25 protein-coding genes and 1 pseudogene are annotated in these 24,814 nt (G+C 65.3%); 13 read left to right on the forward strand and 13 right to left on the reverse strand.

Translation table 11 applies throughout. The features are described 5' to 3' along the window. Window positions 1-185 precede the first annotated feature (185 nt). Both LB525_RS27080 and rsmI read right to left on the reverse strand, forming a co-directional pair. The gene (locus tag LB525_RS27080) at window positions 186-563 is read right to left on the reverse strand and encodes a YraN family protein (protein WP_140547157.1); all 378 of its coding nucleotides are present in this window, start codon (window positions 561-563) and stop codon (window positions 186-188) included. 60 nt (window positions 564-623) lie between these two features. Next, complete coding sequence (gene rsmI / locus LB525_RS27085; RefSeq protein ID WP_224549325.1) at window positions 624-1,514, reverse strand: 16S rRNA (cytidine(1402)-2'-O)-methyltransferase; 891 nt, start codon at window positions 1,512-1,514, stop codon at window positions 624-626. A gap of 160 nt (window positions 1,515-1,674) precedes the next feature. Between rsmI and LB525_RS27090 the strand changes: the two genes are divergently transcribed. Next, on the forward strand, window positions 1,675-1,863 hold the full coding sequence (locus LB525_RS27090) for a hypothetical protein (RefSeq protein ID WP_095767932.1): 189 nt from the start codon (window positions 1,675-1,677) through the stop codon (window positions 1,861-1,863). A gap of 221 nt (window positions 1,864-2,084) precedes the next feature. Here LB525_RS27090 and LB525_RS27095 read toward each other — a convergent pair whose 3' ends face one another. From LB525_RS27095 to rph, 5 genes are all read right to left on the reverse strand, one after another. Further along, window positions 2,085-2,405, reverse strand: a complete 321-nt coding sequence (locus LB525_RS27095; RefSeq protein WP_224549328.1) for a low molecular weight protein tyrosine phosphatase family protein — start codon at window positions 2,403-2,405, stop codon at window positions 2,085-2,087. A gap of 446 nt (window positions 2,406-2,851) precedes the next feature. Beyond that, a complete protein-coding gene (hemW, locus tag LB525_RS27100) occupies window positions 2,852-4,024 on the reverse strand; it encodes a radical SAM family heme chaperone HemW (RefSeq protein WP_224549330.1) in 1,173 nt (390 codons plus the stop codon). After that, window positions 4,021-4,713 carry an RdgB/HAM1 family non-canonical purine NTP pyrophosphatase gene (gene rdgB, locus LB525_RS27105; RefSeq protein ID WP_224549333.1) on the reverse strand — a complete coding sequence of 231 codons (693 nt, stop codon included), beginning with the start codon at window positions 4,711-4,713 and terminating at the stop codon, window positions 4,021-4,023. Before rdgB ends, hemW begins: the two co-directional genes overlap by 4 nt. Continuing rightward, on the reverse strand, window positions 4,713-5,123 hold the full coding sequence (locus LB525_RS27110) for a VOC family protein (protein ID WP_224549335.1): 411 nt from the start codon (window positions 5,121-5,123) through the stop codon (window positions 4,713-4,715). Before LB525_RS27110 ends, rdgB begins: the two co-directional genes overlap by 1 nt. A gap of 184 nt (window positions 5,124-5,307) precedes the next feature. After that, the gene (gene rph / locus LB525_RS27115; protein WP_027169620.1) at window positions 5,308-6,024 is read right to left on the reverse strand and encodes a ribonuclease PH; all 717 of its coding nucleotides are present in this window, start codon (window positions 6,022-6,024) and stop codon (window positions 5,308-5,310) included. Window positions 6,025-6,243: 219 nt separating this feature from the next. Between rph and hrcA the strand changes: the two genes are divergently transcribed. From hrcA to LB525_RS27145, 6 genes are all read left to right on the forward strand, one after another. After that, window positions 6,244-7,341, forward strand: a complete 1,098-nt coding sequence (gene hrcA / locus LB525_RS27120; RefSeq protein ID WP_224549337.1) for a heat-inducible transcriptional repressor HrcA — start codon at window positions 6,244-6,246, stop codon at window positions 7,339-7,341. A 71-nt stretch (window positions 7,342-7,412) separates the two neighbouring features. Then, entirely contained in the window at window positions 7,413-7,610 is a 198-nt protein-coding gene (locus LB525_RS27125; protein ID WP_224549339.1) for a hypothetical protein, read from the forward strand. Between the two features lie 121 nt (window positions 7,611-7,731). After that, a complete protein-coding gene (locus tag LB525_RS27130; RefSeq protein ID WP_224549341.1) occupies window positions 7,732-9,072 on the forward strand; it encodes a PQQ-dependent sugar dehydrogenase in 1,341 nt (446 codons plus the stop codon). Window positions 9,073-9,423: 351 nt separating this feature from the next. Beyond that, the gene (locus tag LB525_RS27135) at window positions 9,424-10,041 is read left to right on the forward strand and encodes a LysE family translocator (RefSeq protein WP_140645935.1); all 618 of its coding nucleotides are present in this window, start codon (window positions 9,424-9,426) and stop codon (window positions 10,039-10,041) included. A gap of 188 nt (window positions 10,042-10,229) precedes the next feature. Beyond that, window positions 10,230-11,210: a cysteine synthase A gene (gene cysK / locus LB525_RS27140; protein ID WP_095767924.1), complete on the forward strand. Its 981-nt coding sequence runs from the start codon at window positions 10,230-10,232 to the stop codon at window positions 11,208-11,210. 109 nt (window positions 11,211-11,319) lie between these two features. Further along, window positions 11,320-11,943, forward strand: a complete 624-nt coding sequence (locus LB525_RS27145; protein ID WP_224549353.1) for a glutathione S-transferase family protein — start codon at window positions 11,320-11,322, stop codon at window positions 11,941-11,943. Between the two features lie 295 nt (window positions 11,944-12,238). Here LB525_RS27145 and LB525_RS27150 read toward each other — a convergent pair whose 3' ends face one another. Both LB525_RS27150 and LB525_RS27155 read right to left on the reverse strand, forming a co-directional pair. Beyond that, entirely contained in the window at window positions 12,239-13,486 is a 1,248-nt protein-coding gene (locus tag LB525_RS27150; protein ID WP_224549355.1) for an RNA polymerase sigma factor, read from the reverse strand. A 10-nt stretch (window positions 13,487-13,496) separates the two neighbouring features. Next, window positions 13,497-13,865, reverse strand: coding sequence for a YciI family protein (locus LB525_RS27155; protein ID WP_095770177.1), 369 nt, complete (start codon window positions 13,863-13,865; stop codon window positions 13,497-13,499). A 257-nt stretch (window positions 13,866-14,122) separates the two neighbouring features. On the opposite strand from LB525_RS27155, the gene LB525_RS27160 reads away from it, so the two are divergent. From LB525_RS27160 to LB525_RS27170, 3 genes are all read left to right on the forward strand, one after another. Next, window positions 14,123-15,082 (forward strand): TAXI family TRAP transporter solute-binding subunit, encoded by a 960-nt coding sequence (locus LB525_RS27160; protein WP_095770178.1) that lies wholly within the window; start codon window positions 14,123-14,125, stop codon window positions 15,080-15,082. Window positions 15,083-15,309: 227 nt separating this feature from the next. After that, on the forward strand, window positions 15,310-17,436 hold the full coding sequence (locus tag LB525_RS27165; RefSeq protein WP_224549357.1) for a TRAP transporter permease: 2,127 nt from the start codon (window positions 15,310-15,312) through the stop codon (window positions 17,434-17,436). Continuing rightward, a complete protein-coding gene (locus tag LB525_RS27170; protein ID WP_224526172.1) occupies window positions 17,433-17,810 on the forward strand; it encodes a DUF1850 domain-containing protein in 378 nt (125 codons plus the stop codon). The genes LB525_RS27165 and LB525_RS27170 overlap by 4 nt, the downstream gene beginning before the upstream one ends. Before the next feature lie 44 nt (window positions 17,811-17,854). Here LB525_RS27170 and LB525_RS27175 read toward each other — a convergent pair. From LB525_RS27175 to LB525_RS27185, 4 genes and pseudogenes are all read right to left on the reverse strand, one after another. Further along, a pseudogene (locus LB525_RS27175) lies at window positions 17,855-19,447 on the reverse strand (DUF4166 domain-containing protein); the annotation flags it as partial. A gap of 29 nt (window positions 19,448-19,476) precedes the next feature. Further along, a complete protein-coding gene (locus tag LB525_RS27180) occupies window positions 19,477-19,923 on the reverse strand; it encodes a thiol-disulfide oxidoreductase DCC family protein (RefSeq protein ID WP_224549360.1) in 447 nt (148 codons plus the stop codon). Window positions 19,924-19,991: 68 nt separating this feature from the next. Continuing rightward, entirely contained in the window at window positions 19,992-20,117 is a 126-nt protein-coding gene (locus tag LB525_RS28620) for a hypothetical protein (protein ID WP_263481806.1), read from the reverse strand. Between the two features lie 2 nt (window positions 20,118-20,119). Beyond that, complete coding sequence (locus tag LB525_RS27185; protein WP_095770181.1) at window positions 20,120-20,266, reverse strand: hypothetical protein; 147 nt, start codon at window positions 20,264-20,266, stop codon at window positions 20,120-20,122. A 397-nt stretch (window positions 20,267-20,663) separates the two neighbouring features. On the opposite strand from LB525_RS27185, the gene LB525_RS27190 reads away from it, so the two are divergent. The 3 genes from LB525_RS27190 to ligD all read left to right on the forward strand — a co-directional run bounded on the left by LB525_RS27190 (window position 20,664) and on the right by ligD (window position 24,629). Continuing rightward, a complete protein-coding gene (locus LB525_RS27190; RefSeq protein WP_095770182.1) occupies window positions 20,664-21,170 on the forward strand; it encodes a ferritin-like domain-containing protein in 507 nt (168 codons plus the stop codon). Window positions 21,171-21,251: 81 nt separating this feature from the next. After that, window positions 21,252-22,115 (forward strand): Ku protein, encoded by an 864-nt coding sequence (locus LB525_RS27195; RefSeq protein ID WP_224549374.1) that lies wholly within the window; start codon window positions 21,252-21,254, stop codon window positions 22,113-22,115. 12 nt (window positions 22,116-22,127) lie between these two features. Next, entirely contained in the window at window positions 22,128-24,629 is a 2,502-nt protein-coding gene (gene ligD, locus LB525_RS27200) for a DNA ligase D (RefSeq protein ID WP_224549375.1), read from the forward strand. The last annotated feature ends 185 nt before the right edge of the window (window positions 24,630-24,814 follow it).

Genomic DNA, 24,814 nt, shown 5'->3' on the forward strand with positions numbered 1-24,814 from the left:
GACCCGAGGATCCATGCCGTGACGCGGACCGTAGAACGCGGCGGTCGCGAATAGCTTTCTTAGACGCGACGCTCTTTGATCCAGATTCTGCACGGTGGCAGCGCGTCTAGGTCACGGCATGGATCCTAGGGTTTCCGCGACGTCGCTTCGCGACTGCTCCACCCTAGGATGACGAACGAAGGGGATCAATTCCTTCCATAAAACGCGTTCTCGACATGCACCGGCCAGCGCCAGGGCAGCACGGCCACCATGTCGAAGCGCATCGACAGCCTGCCATAATCCGGTTGGCGCGACAGCCACAAATCCGCGGCGCCCTCGATGCGGCGCTCCGATTCGCGGCCGATCGCTTCCATCGCCTCGATCAATGTCCGCCGCGCCTTGACCTCGACGAACAGCACGAGGTCGCCGCGCCGGGCGATGAGGTCGATCTCGCCGAGCCTGGTGCGGTGGCGGCGGGCAAGGATGCGATAGCCTTTCAGCATCAGCGCCAGCGCCGCCAGCCACTCGCCGCGGTGGCCGCGCCGATAGGCCTTTCGGCGATGGCCGACCGTGCGTTCAGCCATCCCCGGCTCCTTTCTGTTTGACCATGATCTTGTCCGAAAACCGGCCTCCACTCTTCGGGATCATGGCCTGTCCTTGAGCTCGATCAGCCGGCGGTAAAGCGCCTGCTTCTGGCCGCCGGTCATCTTCGCGGCTTCCGCCGCCGCCTTCGATGCCGGCATCTCGGCTGCAAGCGAGAGCAGGAGGCGGTCGATGTCGGCCGGCTGGTCCTCCGCCGCTTCGGGCGGACCGACACAGATAACGACCTCGCCCTTCGGCGTGTCGGCCGCCCCGTAATGGTCGGCCAGCTCGGCAAGCGTTCCGGTGCGCATCTCCTCGAACGTCTTGGTCAGCTCGCGCCCGATGGCGGCTTTCCGCGCGCCGCCCAGCGCCTCGACCATGGCGCCGAGCGTCTCTGCGAGACGGCGCGGCGATTCGAAGAAAATCAGCGTCGCCGGCACCTGCTTGAACGTCTCCAGCTTGGTCAGCCGCTGCCCGGTCTTCACGGGCAGAAATCCGGCGAACAGGAAAGCATCGGAAGGAAGGCCGGAAGCGGTCAGCGCTGCAAGCGCGGCCGAGGGTCCGGGAATCGGCACCACACGAATACCGCGCTCCAACGCTTCGCCGACCAGCCGGTAGCCGGGATCGGAGACCAAAGGCGTGCCGGCGTCCGAGATCAGCGCCACGCTCTGCCCGGCAGCCATCGCCTCGATCAGCTTCGGCCCGGCCTCACTCGCATTGTGCTCGTGATAAGCGGTGGTGCGGCGGCGGATCCCGTAGCGCTCGAGCAGCACGCGCGAGACGCGCGTGTCCTCGCAGGCGACGATATCGGCGGCGGCAAGCGTCTCCAGCGCGCGCAGCGTGATGTCGGCCAGATTGCCGATCGGCGTCGCCACCAGATAGAGCGCCGGCTGAAGCGGCCGCGCCGCGATCTCGCTTTGTCCGATCAGATAGCTGCGTTTGTCGCCGGTCACCGAATGCCCCTCTTAGTCCGCCCTGTTTCGCATGGCTGACGCCCCGTTGCAAAACGTGAGGTCGACGCAACGAAATCGCCTTGCCTTTGCCACAGTGCGGAACGAAACCCACATCGGCGAATTTAACCCCTGATTCCCCGGGAGGAGGCAGGACCGAACGATGCCCAATCGCTTCGATATTTTTATCAGCCGACTTGAAAGCAAGACCGCCCGCGAGGGCATCCCTCCACACCCCATCGCCGCCGAGTCCGGCGCGCGCCGCGACAAGGCCGATCAGAAGCCTGTCCGTCACGGCGAGGCGCATGGCGAGAAGCACCGCGGCAAGCACCGCCAGAAGCACGACGCTTAAGGCGTCGCGTCCATCGTCATTGGCCGCGAGCGGCCCCACTTCGTCATTCCAGGGCGAAGCAAGGAGCGAAGCGACGCGCGCAGACCCGAGGATCCATTCCGTGACTTCGACGCGCCGCAACGATGCAGAATTCTGCGCCGTTTGCATCCTTCGGCCAAGGTAACGGCATGGATTCTCGGGTCAAGCCCGAGAATGACGAACGCGAGAGGCATTCGCCTCTTTCAAAGGTATCTACCCACCCTCGCTTCCAGCAGCCGCACCAGTTCCGGGTCCATGAACTCATAGTCGTCCGGAATATCGAGGCAGATAACCCTGGCGCCTTTCAGGCTCGACCGGAATTTCTTCTGCAGCTTGGCGCGGTGTGCCTTTTCCATGACGAAGATGATGTCCGCCCAGGCGACCAGCTCATGCGTCAACGGATTGTGGGCGTCGTGATTGGTGCCGGCCGATTCGACCTCGATGTCGCGGCGTTTGGAAAACACCTGCTCGGCAGTCGGGCTGCGCAGCCGATTCTGGCTGCAGACGAAAAGCACGTTCTTCAAAGCGAGCAGATATCCTATGGAGGGACCAGCGCTACTCGTCCATAATCTCGCGTATTGATTTCGTAAGCGGTATGTACTGATCCAGAGTAAGTCCGTTCAAGTCGAATTCTATCGAATCGTCTTTTGCGATTGCCCTCAAATTTATCCCAATATAAGTCATGAAACTGCGCACGACGTCAAACTCGCTCAAGCCCGATGTTTTGTGTTTCTTCGATTTCCGGTTTCTGCTGAATACGGTCACTGCTTCATAGAAGTCGGGATGCGCACGGGTTTCGAAATCTCGGTCAATCCAAACGCAAAAACATCATCCGTGTTTAAAGTTCGCAGCGTCTCATGGATCAGGAACTTCATTGCAGGTCCCATTGGATGCATGGAAATGGCATTCGGCTAGGCAAGCCAAATATCTAACATCATCGCGCAGACTGACAAATCAGTTGGCTGCCGCGCTACCTGGCCAAATCCGCCACCACCGCATCCAGCACGATCATCCCCGCCGTCGTGGCGCGCAGGCGGGCGTTGCCGACAGGCGCCACCAGGCCTTCTTCCTGCAGCACCGAGAGCCGCGCGCTCGAAAGGCCGCGACCCGAGAGCGACTCGTAGCGCTGCAGGTCGATGCCTTCGGCCAGCCGCAGTCCCATCAGCAGGAACTCGTCAGCCTCCTCGGAACGCGTCAGGATCTCGCCGCCGGTGACGCCGTGGCCTTTGGCCTCGACCAGGTTGGCCCAGGTCTCCGGCATCTTCTCCGCGATCGTCACCGTGCGGCGGCCGTTCTCGACGAAACGGCCATGCGCGCCCGGGCCGACGCCGACATATTCGCCGTAGCGCCAATAGGTGAGGTTGTGCCGGCTCTCGGCGCCCGGCCGCGCGTGGTTGGAAATCTCATAGGCCGGCAGGCCTTGCGCCGCCGTCAACTCCTGCGTCAGCGCGTAGAGATCGGCGGCATGGTCGTTGTCGGGCAGCGTGAATTTGCGTGCCGCGTAAAGCGCGTGGAAGGGCGTGCCCTCCTCGATCGTCAGTTGATAGAGCGACAGGTGGTCGACAGCATAGCCGATCGCCTGCTCCAGCTCCGCCCCCCATGCTTCCGGCGTCTGGCCTGGCCGCGCGTAGATCAGGTCGAAGGACAGCCGCGGGAAGATTTCGCGCGCGAGGCCAATGGCGTGCAGCGCCTCCTCGACATTGTGCAGCCGGCCGAGGAAGCGCAGATCCTTGTCGTTCAGCGCCTGCACGCCGAGCGAGACGCGGTTGACGCCGGCGGCGCGATAGCCGCGGAAACGCTCGGCCTCGACTGAGGACGGGTTGGCTTCCAGCGTCACTTCGATGCCGGCCGGCACCGTCCAATTCCTCGCCACGGCCTCCAGGACGGCGGCCACCGTTTCCGGCTTCATCAGCGACGGCGTGCCGCCGCCGAGAAAGATGCTGGTCACCTCGCGCGGCCCGGTGCGGTCGCGCATGGTCTTGAGCTCCGTCTCGAAGGCGCGGGCAAAACGCTCTTGGTCGACCGGCTGGTGGCGGACATGGCTGTTGAAGTCGCAGTAAGGGCACTTGGCTGCGCAGAACGGCCAGTGGATATAAACGCCGAAGCCGGGGCTGCGGTCGAGCGGTAGGGGCACTGCGCTCATGCGGGTCCTGATCGCGCCAAATCCAATCTGGCCAAATTCAATCGCACTTCGGCGAATTTCTGAAAGGCGCGGGCGCGGTGCGAAAGCGCCGTCGCCTGGCCGGGCCTCCAGCCATGCTTTTCTTGTGCGCTCATCTCGCCAAAAGTCTTGTCGAAACCGTTGGGCAGGAACACCGGATCGTAGCCGAAGCCGAGCGTGCCGCGCGGCGGCCACACCAGCCTGCCTTCGGCCTCGCCGCGATAATATTCGGCCTCGCCGTCGGGAAAGGCGAGGCAGATGACGGCGACGAAGCGGCCGGTGCGCTGCGAAGGGTCCGTAGCGCCAACCTCCTGCAGCGCCACCTCGGTGCGCTGCATGGCCATGCCGAAATCCCTGCTGCCGTCCGGCGTCTCGGCCCAGTTGGCAGTATAGACACCGGGCGCGCCGTCGAGCGCGTCGACGCAGAGCCCGGAATCGTCCGACAGCGCCGGCAGGCCGGTCGCCTTGGCGGCGGCATATGCCTTGATATAGGCGTTCTCCTCGAAGGTGGTGCCGGTCTCGTCGGGTTCGGGCAGGCCGTATTCCTTGGCCGATTTCGCCTCGAATCCGAACGGCGCCATCAGGTCGGCGAATTCGCGCAGCTTGCCTTCATTGTGGCTGGCGACGACGATCTTTTTTTCCCCAAGGGAATGAAAAGGTTGCGAGTGCATCAGAAACCCCAGATCCTTGGCTCGGCGAACTCGATCGAATTGCCCGACGGGTCGCGGATATAGATCGAGTGCCCGCCCTGCGGCCATTCAAAATCGCTTTCGATGGCGATGTTGTTGGCGGCGAGATGTTTGCGCCATGCGGCGATTTCATCGGCGGTTGCCGCAAAGCAGAGGTGCCCTTCGCCGGCCGTGCCGTGCGGCGGCACCTTCAGCCGAGCGTCCGGCGCTGGCGGGATTTTCGTTGCCTCGGCGTTGAAGAGAAGCAGCACGCCGTCGCCGCAGCGGAAGAAGACGTGGCGCCCTTCGACCTTGCCCAAGGCTTCGAGGCCGATGACGTTGCGGTAGAAGGCTTCGGCGGCGTGTAGGTCTGTGACGTAGAGGGCGGATTCGAGAATTGCGGAGGGTATCACGAGGCCCCCCTCTCTGCCCTGCCGGGCATCTCCCCCTCAAGGGGGGAGATTAGCTGTGGCCGCGCCGGCACCTCTTCTGCAGCATTGGTGATTGGCGAAAGCCGGCGTGACATACAATCTCCCCCCTTGAGGGGGAGATGGCCGGCAGGCCAGAGAGGGGGGCCTAGGCTCGGCATTCGAAAACCTAAGCCACCGCCATCTGCTGCAGGCTCACCAGGCGCGAAATACCCTTCTTCGCCAAGCCCATCAGCGCCGCGAACTGCTCCTCGGAGAAAGGCTCGCCCTCGGCCGTGCCCTGGATCTCGACGATGCCGCCCTTGCCGGTCATGACGAAATTGGCGTCGGTGCCGGCCGAGGAATCCTCGAGGTAGTCGAGATCGATAACCGGCTGGCCGTCATGGATGCCGCAGGAAATCGCCGCGACATGGTCCTTCAGCACCTTGGCGACGCTCACCATCTGGCGCGCTTCCATCCAGCGCAGGCAATCGTAGAGCGCCACCCAGCCGCCGGTGATCGAGGCCGTGCGGGTGCCGCCATCGGCCTGGATGACGTCGCAGTCGACGGTGATCTGCTGCTCGCCCAGCGCCTGCAGGTCGACCACGGCGCGCAGCGAGCGGCCGATCAGCCGCTGGATCTCCAGCGTGCGGCCGCCCTGCTTGCCGGCGGAGGCCTCGCGCCGCATGCGCTCGCCGGTCGAGCGCGGCAGCATGCCGTATTCGGCCGTCACCCAGCCCTTGCCGGAATTGCGCATCCAGGCCGGCACCTTTTCCTCCAGGCTCGCCGTGCACAGGACATGCGTGTCGCCGAACTTCACCAGGCACGAGCCTTCGGCATGCTTGGAGACGCCGCGCTCGAAGGAGATGGCGCGCATTTCGTCGGCTTGGCGTTTGGAGGGGCGCATTCGGCCTTCTTTCTTGTCGTTTCCGGAATCGTGGCCGGCTTGTAGACGCATGCGGGGCAAGTCGCAAAGGAAAAGGACGCCGCGCAGGAAAACGGGCCGCGCGACTGCGAACGCGCCACCGGTGACCGCAAACGCGGCACCGTGTGACCGCGAGCGCGGCACCGGGTTGCGCCGCTGTGGCTTAAGTCTATATCTTTCGGCAGGAGGTTTCTCGCCGGAATGAACAAACCAGTCGATCCGACGTCGCAGTTGCCCGGGCCTCAGTCGCCCGTACTTCAGTCACTCGACATGCGCTCGCGCGATATTTTCCGGCGGATCGTCGATTCCTACCTGCGCGACGGCGAGCCGGTCGGCTCGCGCAGCCTGTCGCGCATCCTGCCCTCGTCGCTGTCGCCGGCCACCATCCGCAATGTGATGAGCGACCTCGAGCATCTGGGGCTGATCTACGCGCCGCATGTTTCCGCCGGGCGGCTGCCGACCCAAACCGGCCTGCGCTTCTTCGTCGACGCCTTCATGGAGCTCGGCGACCTTTCCGACGACGAGCGCCGCACCATCGAGGCGCAGGTGCGCGCCTCCGGCTCGGGCGCGACGCTGGAGCATATGCTGACCGAGGCCAGCCAGATGCTGTCGGGCATGTCGCGCGGCGCCGGCCTCGTGCTCGCCTCCAAGCACGAGGTGGCGCTGAAGCACATCGAATTCATCCAGCTCGAGCCCGCAAAGGCGCTCGCCGTGCTGGTGTCGCAGAACGGCGATGTCGAGAACCGCGTCGTCGACCTGCCGGCCGGCACCACCGTGTCGCAGCTGCACGAGGCGTCCAATTTCCTCAATGCGCATATCCGTGGCCGGACGCTGGCCGAGGCGCGGGCGGAAATCGCCCGCATCAAGGACGAGACCAGGGCGGCCCTCGACACGCTGTCGCAGGATCTGGTCGAGAAAGGCCTCGCGGTCTGGGCCGGCGCCGAAAGCGGCCTGCCGGCGCGCCTTATCGTGCGCGGCCGCGCCAACCTCCTGGAAAACGTCACCGCTCAGGCCGATCTCGAATTGCTACGCCATTTGTTCGAGGACCTCGAAACGCAGGACGGGCTGCTGCAGCTCCTCGACCTTGCCGAGGAGGGGCCTGGCGTGCGCATCTTCATCGGCTCGGAGAACAAGCTGTTTTCGCTGTCCGGCTCCTCGCTGGTCGTCGCCCCCTATCGCGACAAGGACGCCCGCGTCGTCGGCGCGCTTGGCGTCATCGGGCCGACCCGGCTGAACTACGCCCGCATCGTGCCCATGGTCGATTACACTGCACAACTGATTTCCCGCATGCTTCGTTAGGTGTATCGATATTCAGGTGAGGCTGGCCTGACCTGAACCTCGACACAGCTGAGGGTGCAAAGGAGAAGAACATGGCGCTGGAATCGCTCAAGGCCCAGATCAGCCTGCTGCTCGAGGAAATGGTGAACCAGCCCGAGGACGAGCACGAGATCCAGGAGCAGCTGCGCGAGAAATTGAGGGAGATGCGCGCCATGGGCCTGCCCCTGCCGGCTGATCTCGTCGAGTTGGAAAAGCGCCTCGACGACGATCTGGATCCCGAAGAGGCCTGAGGCCGGCAAGTCACGTGCGCGAGCTTCTCTTTTCGATCGTTAGCCCAATATGTTCTATCTCCGGGGCCTTATCGACTGAGGCACCCGAAGGCAGGACATAGTGGCAGAGACGGAGGACAGCATGATGCGGATCGCCGGCCTTGCGGGCCTCGCACTGGTTTTTGCCACGGCTGCCTTTGCGCAGCAGGCCGGTCAGCCCTTGCTCAGCGGCGAAAAAGCTTTCGGCGACTGGAAAGCCGACCGTCCGGGCGTGCGCCGGCTGCTGAAACCTGAGGATTTGCCGAAACCCGATATGACGGAGTCCGCCTCCAACGGCGGCGGCGTCACCGATCGTCCTGAGGATGCTAAGCCAAAGCTTCCGCCCGGCTTTTCCGCCGAGCTGATCGCATCCGGCGTCGACAGTCCTCGCGTCGTGCGGGTGGCGCCGAACGGCGACCTCTTCGTTGCCGACAGCCGGGCGAGCCAGGTGCGCGTCTATCGCCTCGCAGAAGGCAGCGCCAAGCCTGCACAGGAGTCGATCTTCGCCAAGGGCCTGACCCGGCCCTACGGCATCGCCTTCTACCCGCCGGGCGACAAGCCGCAATGGGTCTATGTCGCCAACAGCAATAGCGTCGTCCGCTTCCCCTACCGCGACGGCGACCTGGAAGCGTCGGGCAAGCCGGAAACCATCGTCGCCAAAGTCCCCGCGAGCCACCACTGGACGCGCGACATCGCCTTCTCGCCCGACGGCAAGACGCTCTATCTGTCGGTCGGTTCCGGCTCCAACATCGCCGAGGACATGGGCGCGAAGCCGAAGGGCGGTGTCGAGGCGTGGACGAAATCGCAGCCGCTGGGCGAGGCCTGGGGTCCGGAACAGGGTCGCGCCGACGTGCTGGCCTTCGACCCCGACGGCAACAACCGCAGGACGGTCGCCACCGGCCTGCGCAACTGTTCCGGCATGACCATGCAGCCCGAGACAGGCGCGCTCTGGTGCGTCGTCAACGAGCGCGACGAGCTTGGCGACAACACCCCCTTCGAATATGCCACCGCCGTGAAGGAAGGCGCCTTCTATGGCTGGCCCTGGTATTATATCGGCGACAATGAGGACCCGCGCCACAAGGGCGCCCGCCCCGATCTCGCCGGCAAGGTCACGGTTCCGGACGTGCTGATGCAGGCGCATTCGGCGCCGCTCAACATCGCCTTTTATGATGGCGCCAACTTCCCGGCCGATTTTAAGGGCGACGCCTTCGTCACGCTGCACGGCTCGTGGAACCGCAATGTCCGCACCGGCTACAAGGTGGTGCGGCTGAGATTCAAGGACGGCAAGCCGACCGGCGAATACGAGGACTTCGCCACCGGCTTCGTCATATCCGACGACGCGGTCTGGGGCCGGCCGGTCGGCGTCGCCGTGGCCAGGGACGGCGCGCTGATTCTAACCGAGGACGGCAACGGGACGATCTGGCGTATTACGTATGGTGGGTAGCTCCTCCAACCTCGTCATTCCAGGGCGGAGCAGCCGCGAAGCGGCGTCGCGGAGACCCTGGAATCCATTCCGTGACCCTGATCAAAGAGTGCAGCGGCGCAGAATTCTGCACCGTTGTGGCGCTCGGAGGTCACGGAATGGATCCTCGGGTCTGCGCGCGTCGCTTCGCTCCTTGCTCCGCCCGTGGATGACGAGGTTGGGACGCTCCAGCCAATCTCCAAGGCGCCCGCCGGGCGACCGGCCAAATGCCCGTGCCAGTCGCGCTGGCGTAACGAATTCCAGTGCGAGGGAATTACCGTCGATCCGGCATCGTGATAAAAACCCAGCCCCACATACGCCAGGCCAGAACCAATGACACTCACCGGATTCCTTGCCTACAGCGCCGCGCTCGGCGTCGCCGCCGCCATTCCGGGCCCCGGCGTCACGGCGCTTGTCGCCCGCGCGCTCGGCTCCGGCTTCCGGTCCTCGCTTGCCATGTCGTTCGGCCTGATGCTCGGCGACCTCACCTATCTCACCGCCGTCGTGCTCGGGCTTGCTTTCGTCGCCCAGACCTTCGGCATGGTCTTCCTCGCCATCAAATGGGCCGGCGTCGCCTATCTCGCCTTCCTCGCCTGGCGCTTCTGGACCAGCGGCATCACGCCCGAGACCGTCGAGGCGCGGAAGGCCAAAGGCGGGCTGGTGTCGAGCTTCATCGCCGGGCTGACGGTGACGCTCGGCAATCCCAAGACGATGATCTTCTATCTCGCCATCACGCCGACCATCGTCGACCTGAAGACGATCACGCTCGCCGACTACGCGATTCTTGCGATGCTCACTGTGGCGGTTCTGTTCGTGGTGCTGGTGCCTTATCTGGCGCTCGCGGCCAAGGCGCGCTGGTTCCTGAAATCGCCGCGCGCGCTGAAGGTGCTGAACCGCACCGCCGCCGGCTTCATGATGGGCGCGGCTGCCGCCATAGCGGCGCGTCAATAGGTTCCAATCTCAACCGATCCCGAATTCGGCCAAACTATTCCTGAAACCCGGCGTGGCGGAAAATGCATTTCCGGCCTCGGGCGCTTTTGAGCAACCGCCCCACTCGGATATTTTCCAGCCGCAGCCTATCTTGCGCGGTTGAAAGTCTTATTCTGTCCGCCTGTGCCATTGCCTTGGGAGCGAAACCAATGAACAAGCCCGTCACCTCCGCGCGCGTGCCCGGCCGCGGCCGCGTCTTCAACTCGATCACGGAGACGATTGGCGACACGCCGCTGGTCAGGCTGGACAAGTTCGCCAGGGAGAAGGGCATCGTCGCCAACCTTCTGGCCAAGCTCGAATTCTTCAACCCGATCGCCTCCGTCAAGGACCGCATCGGCGTCGCCATGATCGAGGCGCTGGAGGAGGCCGGCAAGATTTCGCCCGGCAAGACCACGCTGATCGAGCCGACTTCCGGCAACACCGGCATCGCGCTCGCCTTCGCCGCCGCCGCCAAGGGCTACAAGCTGATCCTCACCATGCCGGAGACGATGTCGGTCGAGCGCCGCAAGATGCTGGCGCTGCTCGGCGCCGAGCTGGTGCTGACCGAAGGCCCGAAAGGCATGAAGGGCGCAATCGCCAAGGCCGACGAGCTCGCCGCGACGCTGCCCAACGCCATCATCCCGCAGCAGTTCGAGAACCCGGCCAATCCTGAAATCCACCGCCGCACCACGGCCGAGGAAATCTGGAACGACACCAATGGCGAGGTCGACATCTTCGTTGCCGGCATTGGCACCGGCGGCACCATCACCGGCGTCGGCCAGGTGCTGAAGAAGCGCAAGCCCTCGCTGCACGTCGTGGCGGTCGAGCCGGAAGCCTCGCCGGTTCTGTCGGGAGGCCAGCCCGGCCCACACAAGATCCAGGGCATCGGCGCAGGCTTTGCGCCCAAAATCCTCGACACCTCGATCTATGACGAGGTCGTCAGGGTCTCGAACGAGGATTCGGTCGCCAATGCGCGTCTCGTCGCCCGGCTCGAAGGCGTTCCGGTCGGCATCTCGTCGGGCGCGGCACTCCAGGCGGCAATCGTCGTCGGCTCTCGGCCGGAGAACAAGGGCAAGACCCTCGTCGTCGTCATCCCCTCCTTCGCCGAGCGCTATCTCTCGACCATCCTGTTCGACGGGCTGGGGGCCTGAACGGACTGGACCGCTGAAAAGGCGCCGGTGGCATTCGTCGGCGGCTTGAGGCAGGCGCCGCTTCCGGCTCATATCGCCGCCGGCCCAATCGGCCGGTGGGAGGGTTTTCATGTACAAGCTCTATACGCGCCCAAACAGCGGCGGCTTCGTCGTCGAGGCGGCGCTTGCCATGGCCGGCGTGCCCTTCGAGCAGATCGACGTACCCAAGAAGGATCCGCCGGATCCGGCCTTCCTCGCCATCAGCCCTTTGAACCAGGTGCCCGTGCTGACACTGCCGGACGGTCATTCGCTGACCGAATCTGCGGCGATCTGCATCCTGCTCGCCGAGCGCCACCCTGAAGCTCGTCTCGCGCCGCAAGCGGGCTCGCCCGCCCGCGCCGATTTCCTGCGCTGGCTGGCTTTCATGTCGTCGGTGCTCTACCCGGCGGTGCTGCGGCTCTATTATGCCCAACGCTACACCACCGATGGCGACGGCCTGCAGCCGGTTAAGCAGGCGGCGGTCGCCGAGATGGATCGCGGCTTTGCCATTCTCGATCAGGCTTTGGCCGGCCGCGACTGGCTGGCCGGCAAGACGCTGTCGCTGGCGGACATCTACCTCGTCATGCTGGTGGCCTGGCATCCCGAGGTCCAGAAGGCGCGCGGCGCCTGGCCGAACATCGAACGCCTGTGGGCGAGGCTGCGCGAGAATGAGCTGATGCGCAAGCTGAACGCCACGCACGAGATGTGGGCCTAGGGCAATTCCAGGCAAGTGCGCAGCGGTTGCGCTGGCAGATCGCACGCCTTGGAGATTGGCCGAAACGGTCCGGCATCGTCATCCACGGGCGAAGCAAGGAGCGAAGCGACGCGCGCAGACCCGAGGATCCATTCCGTGACTTCGACGCGCCGCAACGGTGCAGAATTCTGCGCCGTTTGCATCCTTCGGCCAAGGTAACGGCATGGATTCTAGGGTCTGCGCGCGTCGCTTCGCTCCTTGCTCCGCCCTAGAATGACGAGGTCGGGAGGCTGCAGCCAATCTCCCTGGCATTGCCCTAATTCCTGACGAGCTTCGCCTTCTCGCCCTGCAGGAAACGCCGCAGCGCGGCGTCGCGCTCGAGGCCGATCGCCCGGTCGTAGGATTCTGCCGCCTGCTTGATATTGCCGAGTCTCGCCAACAGCCCGGCGCGGGCCGCCCAATAGGGCTGGTAGTCCTCCAGCCGCTTGTCGTCGCCCAGCACGTAAAGCGCCGCTAGGCCGGCCGTAGCGCCCTCGGTTTCGGCGATCGCCACCGCGCGGTTGATCGCCACCACGGGCGAGCCGGCCACGGCCTGCAGCGCATCATACAGCTGGCGGATCGCCGCCCAGTCGGTGCCGCTGCCGCGCCGGCGTGCCGTATGGGCGGACTGCACGGCGGCCTCCAGCTGGTAGCGGCCGATGATCCCCCTTTGCGCGGCGCGCACCAGCAAGGCTTCCGCCTCGTCGATCAGGCTGTCGTCCCAGAGCGCGATGTCCTGCTCGACCAAAGGCACGAAGTCGCCCTGCGGGTCGCGTCTCGCCGAGCGGCGCGCCTCGGCGAAAAGCATCAGCGCCAGCAAGCCGAGCGCCTCCGGCTCGTCGGGCATCAACGAGGCGACCAGCCGTCCAAGCCAGATGCCTTCGGCGGCGAGATTGCGCCGGCGGCTGTCCGTGCCGGTCGGATCCGACCAGCCCTCGGCGAAGGTGGCGTAGATCGCTTCGAGCACCGCGCCCAGCCGCTCGCCCAGTTCCGCCTGCTCCGGCACGCGAAACGGAATCCCTGTCTCGCGGATGCGGGCTTTGGCCCGCACCAGCCGCTGGCCCATAGTCGCCGGCGAAACCAGGAAGGCCGAGGCGATCGTCGCGGCGTCGAAACCGAGGATCGTCTGCAGGATCAGCGGCGCGCGCACGCTGGCCTCGATCGCCGGATGGGCGCAGGCGAACATCAGCCGCAGTCGATCGTCGGGCAGGTCTTCGCCGCGCACGCGCTCCTCCATTTCCTCGGCGATCAGCTGCAGATGATCGCGCGCCGCCTCGCGGGTCAGACGACGCCGCACGGCGTCTACGTCGCGCCGCCGCGCCACGGCGAGCAGCCAGGCTTCGGGCTGCGCCGGCACGCCGGTTCGCGGCCAGCGTTCGAGCGCGGCGGCGAAGGCATCGGCCAGCGCGTCCTCGGCGCCGGCGACATCGCGCGTGCGCGCCGCCAGCCAGGCGACCAGCTTGCCGTAGCTGCGCCGGGCGGCCGCTTCGGCGGCCGCCCGCGCGATCTGCGAGCGATCATGCATCGTAGGATCGCTATGCGGCTGCTACGTATTCAGCCATTTCCCAGATCGGCCGCAGCTCGACCGTGCCGGTGCTGGACGCGGGGCAGCGCGCGGCCCATTCGATCGCCGTGTCGATGTCGGCCGCCTCGATCATATAGAAGCCGGCCAGTTGCTCCTTGGTGTCGGCATAGGGGCCGTCGAGCACGTTGGTCTTGCCGTTCGCCATCCGGACCGCGGTGGCCGCCTGCGTCGGGCGCAGCCGCTCGCCGGCGATGTACGCGCCGGATTTCTTCAGCGCCTCGGTATAGGCGCCATAGGCCGCGAGCACCTGCTGGGTCTGCTCCTTCGACACGTTCGCCATCGCGGCCTCGTCATTGTAGATCAAAAGCATGTAACGCATGGAAGTTCTCCCGTTTTCTTGAAGGCCGCATCGTCGCGTGCCGACTTATGTCGTGCGGCATCGACCGATTTCGACAGGCGCCGGAAAAATCTTTCGCCCCCAAAGCCATCGAGCGCAAGCCGTCGTTCGCCGCTACTCAACCATTGGTCTAACGCACGCAATTGCGGGTTGGCATTTGCTTTCCGCCGTCTAAACTCGTCGCGGGCTCGCCGGGAGGGGGCGGATTGCGGGCCGACATTTTCAGGGAGGAAATCGCGATGTTCAATTTCAGGACCAAATCTATTGCCGCCGGCGCGCTGGCCTTGTCGCTCGGCCTTGGCGCCGTGTCGGCCGGGGCGCAGGAATTCATCAATGTGCTCACCGGCGGCACGTCCGGCGTCTACTATCCGCTCGGCGTCGCCCTGTCGGAGATTTACGGCAAGGGCATCGAGGGCTCGCGCACCCAGGTTCAGGCGACCAAGGCTTCGGTCGAGAACCTCAACCTGCTGCAGCAGGGCAAGGGCGAGATCGCCTTTGCGCTCGGCGATTCCGTCAAGATGGCCGCCGAGGGCAATACGGAGGCCGGCTTCCCGGGCAAGCTCGACAAGCTGCGCGGCATTGCCGCCATCTATCCCAATTACATCCAGATCGTCGCCAGCCAGGACTCCGGCATCAAGACGCTCGCCGACCTCAAGGGCAAGAGCCTGTCGGTCGGCGCGCCCGCCTCCGGCACCGAGCTCAACGCGCGCGCCATCTTCGCCGCCGCCGGCCTAAAATACGAGGATCTCGGGCGGGTCGAGTATCTGCCCTTCGCCGAGTCGGTCGAGTTGATCAAGAATCGCCAGCTCGATGCCACCTTGCAGTCTGCCGGCCTCGGCGTTGCCTCCATCCGCGATCTCGCGACCTCGGTTCCCATCAATGTCGTCGCCGTGCCGGCCGAGGACGTCGCCAAGATCGGCGCGCCCTATCTGTCGGTGGTCATCCCGAAAGGCACCTATGAAGGCCAGGCGGAAGATGTCGCGACCGCCGCGGTCGGCAATTTCCTGATTACCCGCGCCGACGTCTCCGACGAGACCGCCTACCAGATGACCAAGCTGCTGTTCGAACATCTCGACCAGTTGGTAGCCGCCCATGCCGCCGCCAAGGCGATCGATCCGGCCAAGGCGCTGGACGGCATGCCGGTGGCGCTGCATCCCGGCGCGGAGAAATATTACAGGGAAAAAGGGCTGCTGAAGTAGGGAGCGCGGCAGTCTGAGATGTCTTCGCCAAGCACCCCCCTCTGGCCTGCCGGCCATCTCCCCCGCAAGGGGGGAGATTGGCTGTCGCCGCGCGCTTCGCCAATCGCCGGTGTAGCAGGAAGAGCGCCGTCATTGACGCTTCCAATCTCCCCCCTTGCGGGAAAGATGCCCGGCAGGGCAGAGGGGGGTGCCTCGCACTGTCATTCGTTCGTCTTGGAGCCCGTCGGATGAGCGAAGCCAAGCCCGCAACAACAAGCGACGGCAACCCGCCCACGTTCCATCTTCCCGTCGCCGAGGAACAAGTCGAAGGTCTGCCGCCCGGTTTTGGTGAAGGCCTCGCCGGCAAGGCGGCGTTCCTGGTTGCGGTCGCCTTTTCCGTCTTCCAGATCTACATCGCCGCTTATGGCAGCCTGCCCAGCCAGGTAGTGCGGGCCATGCATGTCGGCTTCCTGCTGCTGCTCGGTTTCGGCCTGATCGCCAATCTGCGCGCCAGGAGCGCCGCGGCGAAAGCAGTGTTCTGGACGCTCGGCGTGCTGGGATTCGCCACCGGCCTCTACAATTGGGTCTTCTATGCCGACCTCATCCGCCGCTCCGGCTTCCTCACCACGCCGGACCTGATCGTCGGCGCGCTGCTGGTGGTGCTGGTCTTCGAAGCCGCCAGACGGCTGATGGGCCTGCCGCTGGCGGTCATCGCCTTCATCTTCCTCGCCTATTGCTTCGTTGGCAATCATTTGCCGCCGCCCTTCATCCATCGCGGTTATGATTTCGCGCAGCTTGTCGACACCTTCGCCTATGGCACAGAAGGCATATACGGCACGCCGGTCTATGTTTCGGCGGCCTATATCTTCATCTTCGTCGTCTTTGCCGCCTTCCTCGAACGGGCCGGCATGATCGCGCTGTTCAACGATTTCGCGCTCGGTCTCGTCGGTTCGTGGCGCGGCGGCCCGGCCCAGGTCTGCGTGCTGTCCTCGGCGCTGATGGGCACCATCTCCGGTTCGGGCGTCGCCAATGTCGTCGCCAGCGGCCAGTTCACCATCCCGCTGATGAAGCGCTTCGGCTTCCGCTCCGCCTTCGCCGGCGCGGTCGAGGCGACCTCCTCGATGGGCGGCCAGATTATGCCGCCGGTGATGGGAGCCGTCGCCTTCATCATGGCCGAGACCCTGAACGTCCCTTACGCCGAGGTGGTCAAGGCGGCGGTCATCCCGGCGCTGCTCTATTTCGGGGCCTGCTTCTGGCAGGTGCATCTGGAGGCCGGCAAGGCCGGCCTGCACGGCATGGCCAAGGCGGAGTTGCCCAATCCCTGGGAAGCGGTCAGGAAGCACTGGCCGCTCGTGCTGCCGCTCGCGGTGCTGGTCTATCTGTTGTTTGCCGGCTACACGCCGATCTTCGCCGGCACGATGGGCCTTGCGCTGACCATCGTGCTCATCCTCGGCACGCCGCTGGCAGCGTTGATCGGACCGCTTGCCTTTCGCTTCGTCTTCTGGCTGGCGCTCGGGCTTGCCGCGGCGTCCTTCATGCGCTTCGGCGTCAATGTGCTGAGCCTCGTCATCGCGGCGCTCGTCATCGCCTGCCTCGCCTTCAAGGACGGACGCGAGACGCTGCGCATTTGCGTCGACTCGCTTGCCGAAGGAGCCAAGAACGCCCTGCCCGTCGGCATCGCCTGCGCCATCGTCGGTATCGTCATCGGCACGCTGACGCTCACCGGCATCGCCTCCACCTTCATCGGTTGGATCATCTCCATCGGCGAGAACAATCTGTTCCTGTCGCTGGTGTTGACCATGCTCACCTGCCTGGTTCTCGGCATGGGTATTCCGACCATCCCGAATTACATCATCACCTCCTCGCTTGCCGGCCCGGCGCTGCTGTCGCTGGGCGTGCCGCTGGTGGTCAGCCACATGTTCGTCTTCTATTTCGGCATCATGGCGGACCTGACCCCGCCGGTGGCGCTCGCCGCCTTTGCCGCCGCGCCCATGGCCAAGGAAAGCGGCCTCAAGATCGGCATCCAGGCGACCAAGCTCGCCATTGCCGGCTTCGTCGTGCCGTTCATGGCCGTCTACACGCCGGCGCTGATGCTGCAGGACGCCGGTCCCATCGCGGCGTCGTTCGGCTATCCCGTCGAGGTCGGCTATATCCTCATCAAGGCCTGCATGGGCATCGTGCTCTGGGGCGCCGCCGCCGTCGGCTTCCTCGCCCGCCGCATGGCCTGGTGGGAGCGTCTCGTCGCGTTCTGCGCCGGCCTGCTGCTGGTGGCCGCATTGCCGCTCACCGACGAGACCGGCTGGGCGCTGGCGTTTGTCTGGATCGGCTGGCACTGGTGGCGCGCCCGCCGGCTGTCCGCGGCCGGGACCGCATGAGCCTGTGCATCCTCGCCGCCGGCAAGACGGTGACGCTTGCCGTCGCCGCCTTCACGCTGTCCTGGACGCATTCGGTGGAACGGACGCGCTGGCAGGAGGATTGGAAAGTGTTGCCGGCCGGGCTGCAGGTCGTCGAGGCGCGGGTCAAGGGCTCCGGCGCCGGCATGGAGCCGCCGGAGGGCTCGATGCTGCGCAGCGGCTGGTGGGTCTATGCGCCGCGGATCGGACCCCAGCCGCGCCTGGTGCTCGCGGCGTCCGGCGCCACCGGGAAGGGTTGGACGCTGTGCACGGCCGCCGGCTGCCGCGAATTGGGCGAGACGGCCGGCGAACCCACCGTGCTTGAACCGTGCGACGGCTCGAGCCAGCCGCGGTAGCGCACGATCAGCCCGGCGACCGGGTGCGATATCTCGACATGGAAGCGGAAGCGGCCGTCCTCGACGGTTTCGTACGCGGTCGAGCGCGGACAAAGCCACATCGGCAGCGGCAGGCCGAGAAAGCTCCAGCGGCGCAGCACGAGCGACAGGCGGTTCTTGCCCGCCACCAACGCCATGGCGAAGGTGAGCGGGCCGAAGCGCTCGCAAAGCAGCCGCTCCGATCGGCCACGCCCGGCAAACTGCCGGCTCGAAAAACCGTACGTTGCGAAAGTCCGCGTCCAGGTCTCACCGTGCCCGTCGGCAGCGAAACGCACCTTGACGGGGACATCGGCCGCGCCAGGTGGGAAGCCGGCCATGCGGGCGGCAAGCCGGCTAAGAATGCCGCCGCCGCGTTCGATGCTGGCGCGTCCATTCGCCATTGCCGCTCCCTCATGCATGGCGCGGATTTCAGCCGGAAGGCTTTCCCACGCATCGCCGAGCAGATCGGGATAAAGCGCCTTCCCTTTGCCGGTGTCGTCCCTGAAGCCGGTGTAAATCGTCTTGCCGGCGAACGGCGTTTCATAGTCCTCCAGCTCGACGTCGCGCACGGCCGCCCGCGCGCCCGGCGCGGGCATGCGGCCGTCGAGCGCCTTGCGGACGATCGCCGCGACCGCCATGGACGGGATCAGCGGCCCGTCATCGCCCTCGGCCAACAGGTGCCAGGACCGCTTGTTTGGTCTGCCCTCTGCATCTGCGCCGTCGACCTCCACGAACATACCGCCGCGATGCTCGCCCCATGACAGCCGGTTGGTCGCCCAATGCATCAGCGGCGCCAGCGGCGACAGCGACCGCACCAGGCCAGCGCGGACCAGCCAAGCCAGGCCGATCAGCGCCCGGTGCAGCAGCTCGGGCACCGGGCCGGCGCCCATCCAGATCATCTTCGTTTCCGGCCACAACGCCTGCAGCGCGCGCAAATCCGGCACGTCGACCAGCGAGAACAGCGTGTTTCTCAACGGCACGCGCCCGGGCGGCGCGATCGTATAGCGCATCTGCTCGGTGAGCGGATAACCTTCGGCCGGTCTGCCGCCCCGCAGCATCTGCACCGGCCGGCCGGCATAGCTTGCAATGGCGCGGATGACGTTCTCGCCGACGCCGGCGAAGGGCGATGGCGCAATGCCGCCGCGGATGCCGTCGACACGCACCATGCCGGCCGAAAGGCGCCGCACGACCGCCGCCGTCAGCACAGGAAAGCTCGACACGCCGGAGAGCACCATCACGCCGGCCGCCTTAGCCGCCGCGTCGAAGGCTGATACCCCGGCGACGAAGTCCGAACCGTCGGCAAGGTCGAGATAGTGGATGCGCGCACCGATACAGGCTTGGACCAGCCGGTGGCGCCCCTCGCCATAGGCCTGGAACGGACCGCTGGCGTCGACCACGATGTCGGGCAGCATGCCGGCGAGTTGCGCGGCAAGGTCGCCGTCGCGGTCGAATGCCGCCGGCACGAGCCTGGCCTCGGTCGCGCCCCGTCCTTTGCAGTAAGCCTCGGCCCTGGCGAGCGACCGGCCGGCGATGATGAGCTCGAGGCGTGGCTCGTTCTCCAGCAATCGGACGATGCGTCCCCCGAAGGTGCCGTAGCCGCCGACGATGAGAAGCTTCATGCCTTGCCCCAAGCCTGCCGTAACCGCCGTCAGCCGATCAATCGCTCCCGCAACTTGGCCGAAGGTATCTCGCAACTGTCTTTCCGGCCGAACAGCGCGTAGCGGTTCTTGGCGACGCGGTCATAAAGCCAGTCGCGCAGCGGCCGCGGCAGGATGAGCAGCGCCTTCGCGGCGCGCCATGGCCAGCCGAGCGCGGCCATGACCGCGACGAAGCTGTCGAGCTTCGTGTAGGCCGCGCCGTCGATGATGGCGAGGTTGCTGTCGTAGTCGTCGGTCGGCAGGCCGTGCTCGCGAAACAGCGCCTCGCCGAGCGGCGACTGCGCGGTGGCGAAGCGGAAACGTCTTTTCCGGTCGAGCTTGAGGATGAGCTGAACGAAGCCCGAGCAGAACACGCAGACGCCGTCGAACACGATCAGCGGCTGGCGGGCGTCATAGGCCCGGCGCGGCAAGATGGGACGTTCGGGCAGGTCGGTCATGGCGGCCCCGGCTGCTTGTGACCCTAGGCACTAAGCTAGGGGAGACACTAAGGCAGCCGGCGGCGGCGTCAAAGTCGCGGCGTTGTCGCACGCCAGTTGCCGGCGAGCGTCAACCGCTCGGCGCGATAGGTGGTGGCGCGCTGGTCGGCGGCCGGCCGGCAGATGCGGCCATGGTGGGCTCGTTCGCGGGTCATGATCAGTTCACGCCGACGCCCAGCGAGTTGCCGCGGCGCGCGCAGGCCGGGCCTGGGCCGCGCATGTAATAGCGCTCCGGCCGATAGGTCGGCGCGACGAATTCGCGAATGGCTGCGGCATAGCCGGCGATGTGATTCCAGAAGTTCATTTACCTGGTCCCTGTCCCGCTTTCGGATGTCCCGTCCGAATTGTTCGAGAGCATAGCGTCGAGGCGTGAATAGTCGGTGAACGTGATGTTAATTTCTGGTCCGAAACACGTTGCTTCGTGGCGGGATTGCGGCTGATTCGGGGTCTTTCGGCGCCTTTCGTCGCGATTCCGCTCCGTGTGACTTTTGCATCACATATGTTTCGTTCGGATGTCGCTTGCGCGCGCATCTGTTTCACGTCCGGCCGGTGACAGGGAATTTCCTTTCGTGCGCCTGGTCGGGCAGGAACCTGTCCCGGAACACGACGTTGACCCCTCAAGGCCGGGGGCGAACCGGCCGTGTTGGCGGCCCTCTGCCGCGCAACTTCCCGACAATGCGAAACATGGAAAGGCAACCGCCATGGGCTTCTTTTCGAAAGACATCAAGACGCTGGACGACCTCTTCATCCACACGCTGCGCGACATCTATTATGCCGAGAAGCAGATCGAGAAATCGCTGCCGAAAATGATCGACAAGGCGACCGATCCGCAATTGAAGGGCGGCTTCGAGAAGCATCTCGCGCAGACCAAGGGCCACATCGAGCGGGTCGAGCAGGTGTTCGAGCTGCACGGCGTCAAGGCCAAGACCGTCAATTGCCCGGCCATCGACGGCATCCTCGCGGAGGCCGACGAAGTCAGCGGCGATGTCGACGACAAGGAGGTCCTGGACGCTGCGCTGATCGCCTCCGCCCAGGCCGTCGAGCACTATGAGATAACGCGCTACGGCACGCTGATCGCCTGGGCCAAGCAGCTCGGCCGCAGCGACTGCGCCAACGTGCTGGCCAAGAACCTCAAGGAAGAAGAGGCGACGGACCGCAAGCTCACCGAGATCGCGGAAAGCAAGGTCAACCTGCAGGCCGCCGAATAGCAGGCTGCGTGGCCAGCCCTCCCGGAACCCAAGCGAACCCCTGTCCGTTGCGATTGAAACCGCATCGCGCAGGAGTTCGCAATGGCACCACGCCCGGCTTGGAAGGGCTATCTCAAACTGTCGCTGGTCACATGCGCCATCGAGCTCACCAACGTCGTGACTCATGCCGAGAAAGTCTCTTTCCGCATCCTCAACCGCAAGACCGGCAACACCGTGAAGCGCATCTATGTCGATGCGGGCACCGGCAAGCCGCTTGAAGAGGGCGACGAGGTCAAGGGCTATGAGTTGAGCGACGGCGACTTCGTCCATATCGAGGAGGACGAGATCGAGGCGGTGCAGATCGAATCCTCGCACACGATGAGCCTCGACGGCTTCGTCGAGAAATCCTCGATCGAGCAGATCTACCTCGACACGCCCTACTATGTTTCCCCGGCGGACGAGGTGTCGCAAGAAGCCTTCGCCGTCATCCGCGACGCGATGGCGGCCAGGAAGATGGCGGGGCTTGCGCGCATCGTGCTTTATCGGCGCGAGCGGCCGGTGGCGATCGAGCCGCTCGGCAAGGGCATGGTGCTGACCACCTTGCGCTACGACGACACGGTGCGCCGGCCGGCGACGGTGTTCGAGGACATCGCGGCGGCGAAGACCGACAAGGAGATGATCGACCTGGCCCAGCACATCATCGACGGCAAGAAGACGAAGTTCGACCCGTCGAAATTCGACGACCGCTACGAGGAGGCGCTGCTCGAGCTGATCCGCGCCAAGAAGGCGGGCAAGAAGGCGCCCAAGGCCAAGGCGCAGCCAAAGCCGTCCAACGTGGTCAACCTGTTCGATGCGTTGAAGAAGAGCCTGAACGCGGAAGGCGGCGGCAAAGCCGGCAAGGCCACATCGAAAGCGGCGGCCGGGAAAAGCAAGAGCAAGGCCGCGCCAAAACGCAAATCCGCATAGGAGGATGGCGGCATGGCCGGCCTCGAGCAGTATCACGCCAAGCGCGACTTCAAGAAGACCGCCGAGCCGGCCGGCAAGGTCGGCAGGCAAAAGCAAGGCGGCGGCATCTTCGTCGTCCAGAAGCATGCCGCCACGCGGCTCCATTATGATTTCCGGCTTGAGCATGACGGCGTCTTGTGGAGCTGGGCGGTGACGCGCGGCCCGAGCCTCGATCCGCATGAGAAGCGGCTGGCCGTGCATGTCGAGGATCACCCGATCGACTACGCGTCCTTCGAAGGCACCATTCCGAAGGCCCAATATGGCGGCGGCTCGGTGATCGTCTGGGACGAAGGCAAGTGGACGCCGGATGGCGATCCGGCCAAGGGCATGAAGAAGGGCCATATCGACTTCGAGCTCGAGGGCCACAAGCTCAACGGCCGCTGGCATCTGGTCAGGCTGCGGCCCCGCCCGGGCGAGAAGCGCGACAACTGGCTGCTGATCAAATCCGACGATGCCGCCGCCCGGCCCGGCGAGGATGTTCTCGAGGAGGAACCGAAATCGGTGAAGTCGGGCCTGACCATCGAGGAGGTGGGCGAAGGCAAGACCGCCAGGGGGCAGACACCGAAAGTCTGGCAATCCAACAGGCCGGCTGCCGCCAAGACCAAGGCCGGGCCTGGCAAGCGTCTCGAATTCATCGAGCCGCAGCTGGCGACGCTGGAAAAGGATGCGCCCGCCGGCGAGGACTGGCTGCATGAAGTCAAATTCGACGGCTACCGCATGCAGGCGCAGATCGCCGGCAGCGAGGTCAGGCTGCTCACTCGCGCCGGTCTTGACTGGACGGACAAATTCGATGGTCCGGTCACCGGCGCGCTTGCCAGGCTGAAATGCCGCGACGCCATCATCGACGGCGAGATCGTGGTTTTGGCCGACAGCGGCATCTCGTCCTTCCCCTTGCTGCAGGCGGACCTGTCGGCCCGACGCGCCGACCGCTTCGTCTACTATGTCTTCGACCTGATGCGGCTCGACGGCAGGGACCTGCGCCGCGAACCCTTGGTCGAACGCAAGCAGGCGCTGGCAGAGCTGCTGGGCCAGCAGCCCGAACATTCGGCGCTGCGCTTCAGCGACCATTTCCACGAGCCGGGCAAGGTCATGCTGCAGCATGTCTGCCGCATGGGCCTGGAAGGCGTGGTATCGAAACGCGCCGACGCGCCCTACCGCAGTGGGCGGGGGCTCTCCTGGATCAAATCCAAATGCACGCTGCGCCAGGAATTCGTCATCGGCGGCTATCTGCCCTCGGACAAGACCGGGCGCGGCCTGCGCTCGCTGCTGGTCGGCTTCAACGAAGGCGGCAAGCTGCATTACGCCGGCCGTGTCGGCACCGGCTTTTCCGGCAAGGTGATGACGGATTTGAAGAAGAAGCTCGACGGCCTCAAGGCGACGGCCTCGCCGTTCTCGGCCGCCGTGCCCAAGGGCAAGGGCCTCACCTTCGTCAAGCCGGAACTTGTCGGCGAGGTAGAGTTCCGCAGCTGGACTTCCGACCGTATAATCCGGCACGCCTCGTTCCAGGGGTTGCGCGAGGACAAGCCGGCGGAGGAAGTCGTGCAGGAACAGCCGAAGAAGGCCGAAACCGGGGCGAAGCCGGGTGCAAAGACCGCGCCGAAACCCTCGGCCGGAACGGCGAAGACCTCGATCAAGCTCTCGCATCCCGACAAGCTGCTATGGCCCGACGAAAAGGTTTCCAAGCGGGACCTGCTCGATCACTACGCTCTGGTCTGGCCGCGCATGGCAGAATTCGTCGTCAACCGGCCGCTGAGCCTGGTGCGGGCGCCGGACGGCATCCACGGCCAGCGCTTCTTCCAGAAACACGCCTCGCCCGGCATGAGCGACAAGATCGCCAGGATGAAGGATCCGACCGATGGCGAGGAGATACTGTTCATCAAGGATTTCGACGGGCTGGCGGCGCTCGTCCAGTACGGCGTGGTCGAGGTGCACATCTGGGGCTCGACGATCGATAAGCTGGAAAAGCCGGACCAGATCATCTTCGATCTCGATCCTGACGAAGGCGTCGATGTCGGCCGCGTGCGCGAGGCCGCGCTCGACATCCACGAGCAGCTCAACGAGCTGTCGCTGCCGAACCTGGTCAAGACCTCAGGCGGCAAGGGCTATCACGTGCTGGTGCCGCTGAAGCCGTCGGCGGAGTGGGACGAGGTCAAGGATTTCGCGCATGATTTCGCCCGCGCGCTCGAGCAGGCCGCGCCCGACCGATATACGGCGACGCTGTCGAAGAAGGCGCGCACCGGCAAGATCTTCGTCGACTATCTGCGCAACGGCAGGGGCTCGACCACCGTCGCGCCCTATTCCTCGCGCGCCAAGAAGGGCGCGACGATATCGATGCCGGCGACCTGGCCGGAGATAAAGAAGGGCCTGGCACCGAATGCGTTCCCGCTTGGGGATAAGACGACGCTGAACGAGCTGAAGAAGGCCGACCCGTGGAAGGAGTTCTTCAAGCTGGGGAAGGTGCTGAAGCGGAGTTAGCTGGCGCAACGAGTGTCGCGATCGTTCGCGCCCCCTGTCCTGCCGGACATCTCCCCCACTTTGTCTATGCAACGTATCTTCTGTGACTGGCGTGACTGATCAGGCCTCGGCTTGATTGCCAGGTGGTTCCCCCAATCCGTCGCTGCTTCGCAGCGCCACCTTTCCCCCCTCCGGAGGGAAAGGAA

Origin of the sequence: Mesorhizobium sp. CA16, from assembly GCF_020165175.1 — a bacterium.
GTDB lineage: Bacteria > Pseudomonadota > Alphaproteobacteria > Rhizobiales > Rhizobiaceae > Mesorhizobium.

What these genes read in the sequence shown, in the direction of transcription:
- LB525_RS28620 (WP_263481806.1), bottom strand. Translation starts at nt 20,117, where the DNA reads ATGACCCGCGAACGAGCCCACCATGGCCGCATCTGCCGGCCGGCCGCC.
- LB525_RS27150 (WP_224549355.1), bottom strand. Translation starts at nt 13,486, where the DNA reads ATGCATGATCGCTCGCAGATCGCGCGGGCGGCCGCCGAAGCGGCCGCC.
- LB525_RS27080 (WP_140547157.1), bottom strand. Translation starts at nt 563, where the DNA reads ATGGCTGAACGCACGGTCGGCCATCGCCGAAAGGCCTATCGGCGCGGC.
- ligD (WP_224549375.1), top strand. Translation starts at nt 22,128, where the DNA reads ATGGCCGGCCTCGAGCAGTATCACGCCAAGCGCGACTTCAAGAAGACC.
- LB525_RS27160 (WP_095770178.1), top strand. Translation starts at nt 14,123, where the DNA reads ATGTTCAATTTCAGGACCAAATCTATTGCCGCCGGCGCGCTGGCCTTG.
- LB525_RS27180 (WP_224549360.1), bottom strand. Translation starts at nt 19,923, where the DNA reads ATGACCGACCTGCCCGAACGTCCCATCTTGCCGCGCCGGGCCTATGAC.
- LB525_RS27165 (WP_224549357.1), top strand. Translation starts at nt 15,310, where the DNA reads ATGAGCGAAGCCAAGCCCGCAACAACAAGCGACGGCAACCCGCCCACG.
- hrcA (WP_224549337.1), top strand. Translation starts at nt 6,244, where the DNA reads ATGAACAAACCAGTCGATCCGACGTCGCAGTTGCCCGGGCCTCAGTCG.
- LB525_RS27170 (WP_224526172.1), top strand. Translation starts at nt 17,433, where the DNA reads ATGAGCCTGTGCATCCTCGCCGCCGGCAAGACGGTGACGCTTGCCGTC.
- rph (WP_027169620.1), bottom strand. Translation starts at nt 6,024, where the DNA reads ATGCGCCCCTCCAAACGCCAAGCCGACGAAATGCGCGCCATCTCCTTC.
- rdgB (WP_224549333.1), bottom strand. Translation starts at nt 4,713, where the DNA reads ATGCACTCGCAACCTTTTCATTCCCTTGGGGAAAAAAAGATCGTCGTC.
- cysK (WP_095767924.1), top strand. Translation starts at nt 10,230, where the DNA reads ATGAACAAGCCCGTCACCTCCGCGCGCGTGCCCGGCCGCGGCCGCGTC.
- LB525_RS27185 (WP_095770181.1), bottom strand. Translation starts at nt 20,266, where the DNA reads ATGAACTTCTGGAATCACATCGCCGGCTATGCCGCAGCCATTCGCGAA.
- hemW (WP_224549330.1), bottom strand. Translation starts at nt 4,024, where the DNA reads ATGAGCGCAGTGCCCCTACCGCTCGACCGCAGCCCCGGCTTCGGCGTT.
- LB525_RS27125 (WP_224549339.1), top strand. Translation starts at nt 7,413, where the DNA reads ATGGCGCTGGAATCGCTCAAGGCCCAGATCAGCCTGCTGCTCGAGGAA.
- LB525_RS27090 (WP_095767932.1), top strand. Translation starts at nt 1,675, where the DNA reads ATGCCCAATCGCTTCGATATTTTTATCAGCCGACTTGAAAGCAAGACC.
- LB525_RS27190 (WP_095770182.1), top strand. Translation starts at nt 20,664, where the DNA reads ATGGGCTTCTTTTCGAAAGACATCAAGACGCTGGACGACCTCTTCATC.
- LB525_RS27195 (WP_224549374.1), top strand. Translation starts at nt 21,252, where the DNA reads ATGGCACCACGCCCGGCTTGGAAGGGCTATCTCAAACTGTCGCTGGTC.
- LB525_RS27155 (WP_095770177.1), bottom strand. Translation starts at nt 13,865, where the DNA reads ATGCGTTACATGCTTTTGATCTACAATGACGAGGCCGCGATGGCGAAC.
- LB525_RS27135 (WP_140645935.1), top strand. Translation starts at nt 9,424, where the DNA reads ATGACACTCACCGGATTCCTTGCCTACAGCGCCGCGCTCGGCGTCGCC.
- LB525_RS27145 (WP_224549353.1), top strand. Translation starts at nt 11,320, where the DNA reads ATGTACAAGCTCTATACGCGCCCAAACAGCGGCGGCTTCGTCGTCGAG.
- LB525_RS27130 (WP_224549341.1), top strand. Translation starts at nt 7,732, where the DNA reads ATGATGCGGATCGCCGGCCTTGCGGGCCTCGCACTGGTTTTTGCCACG.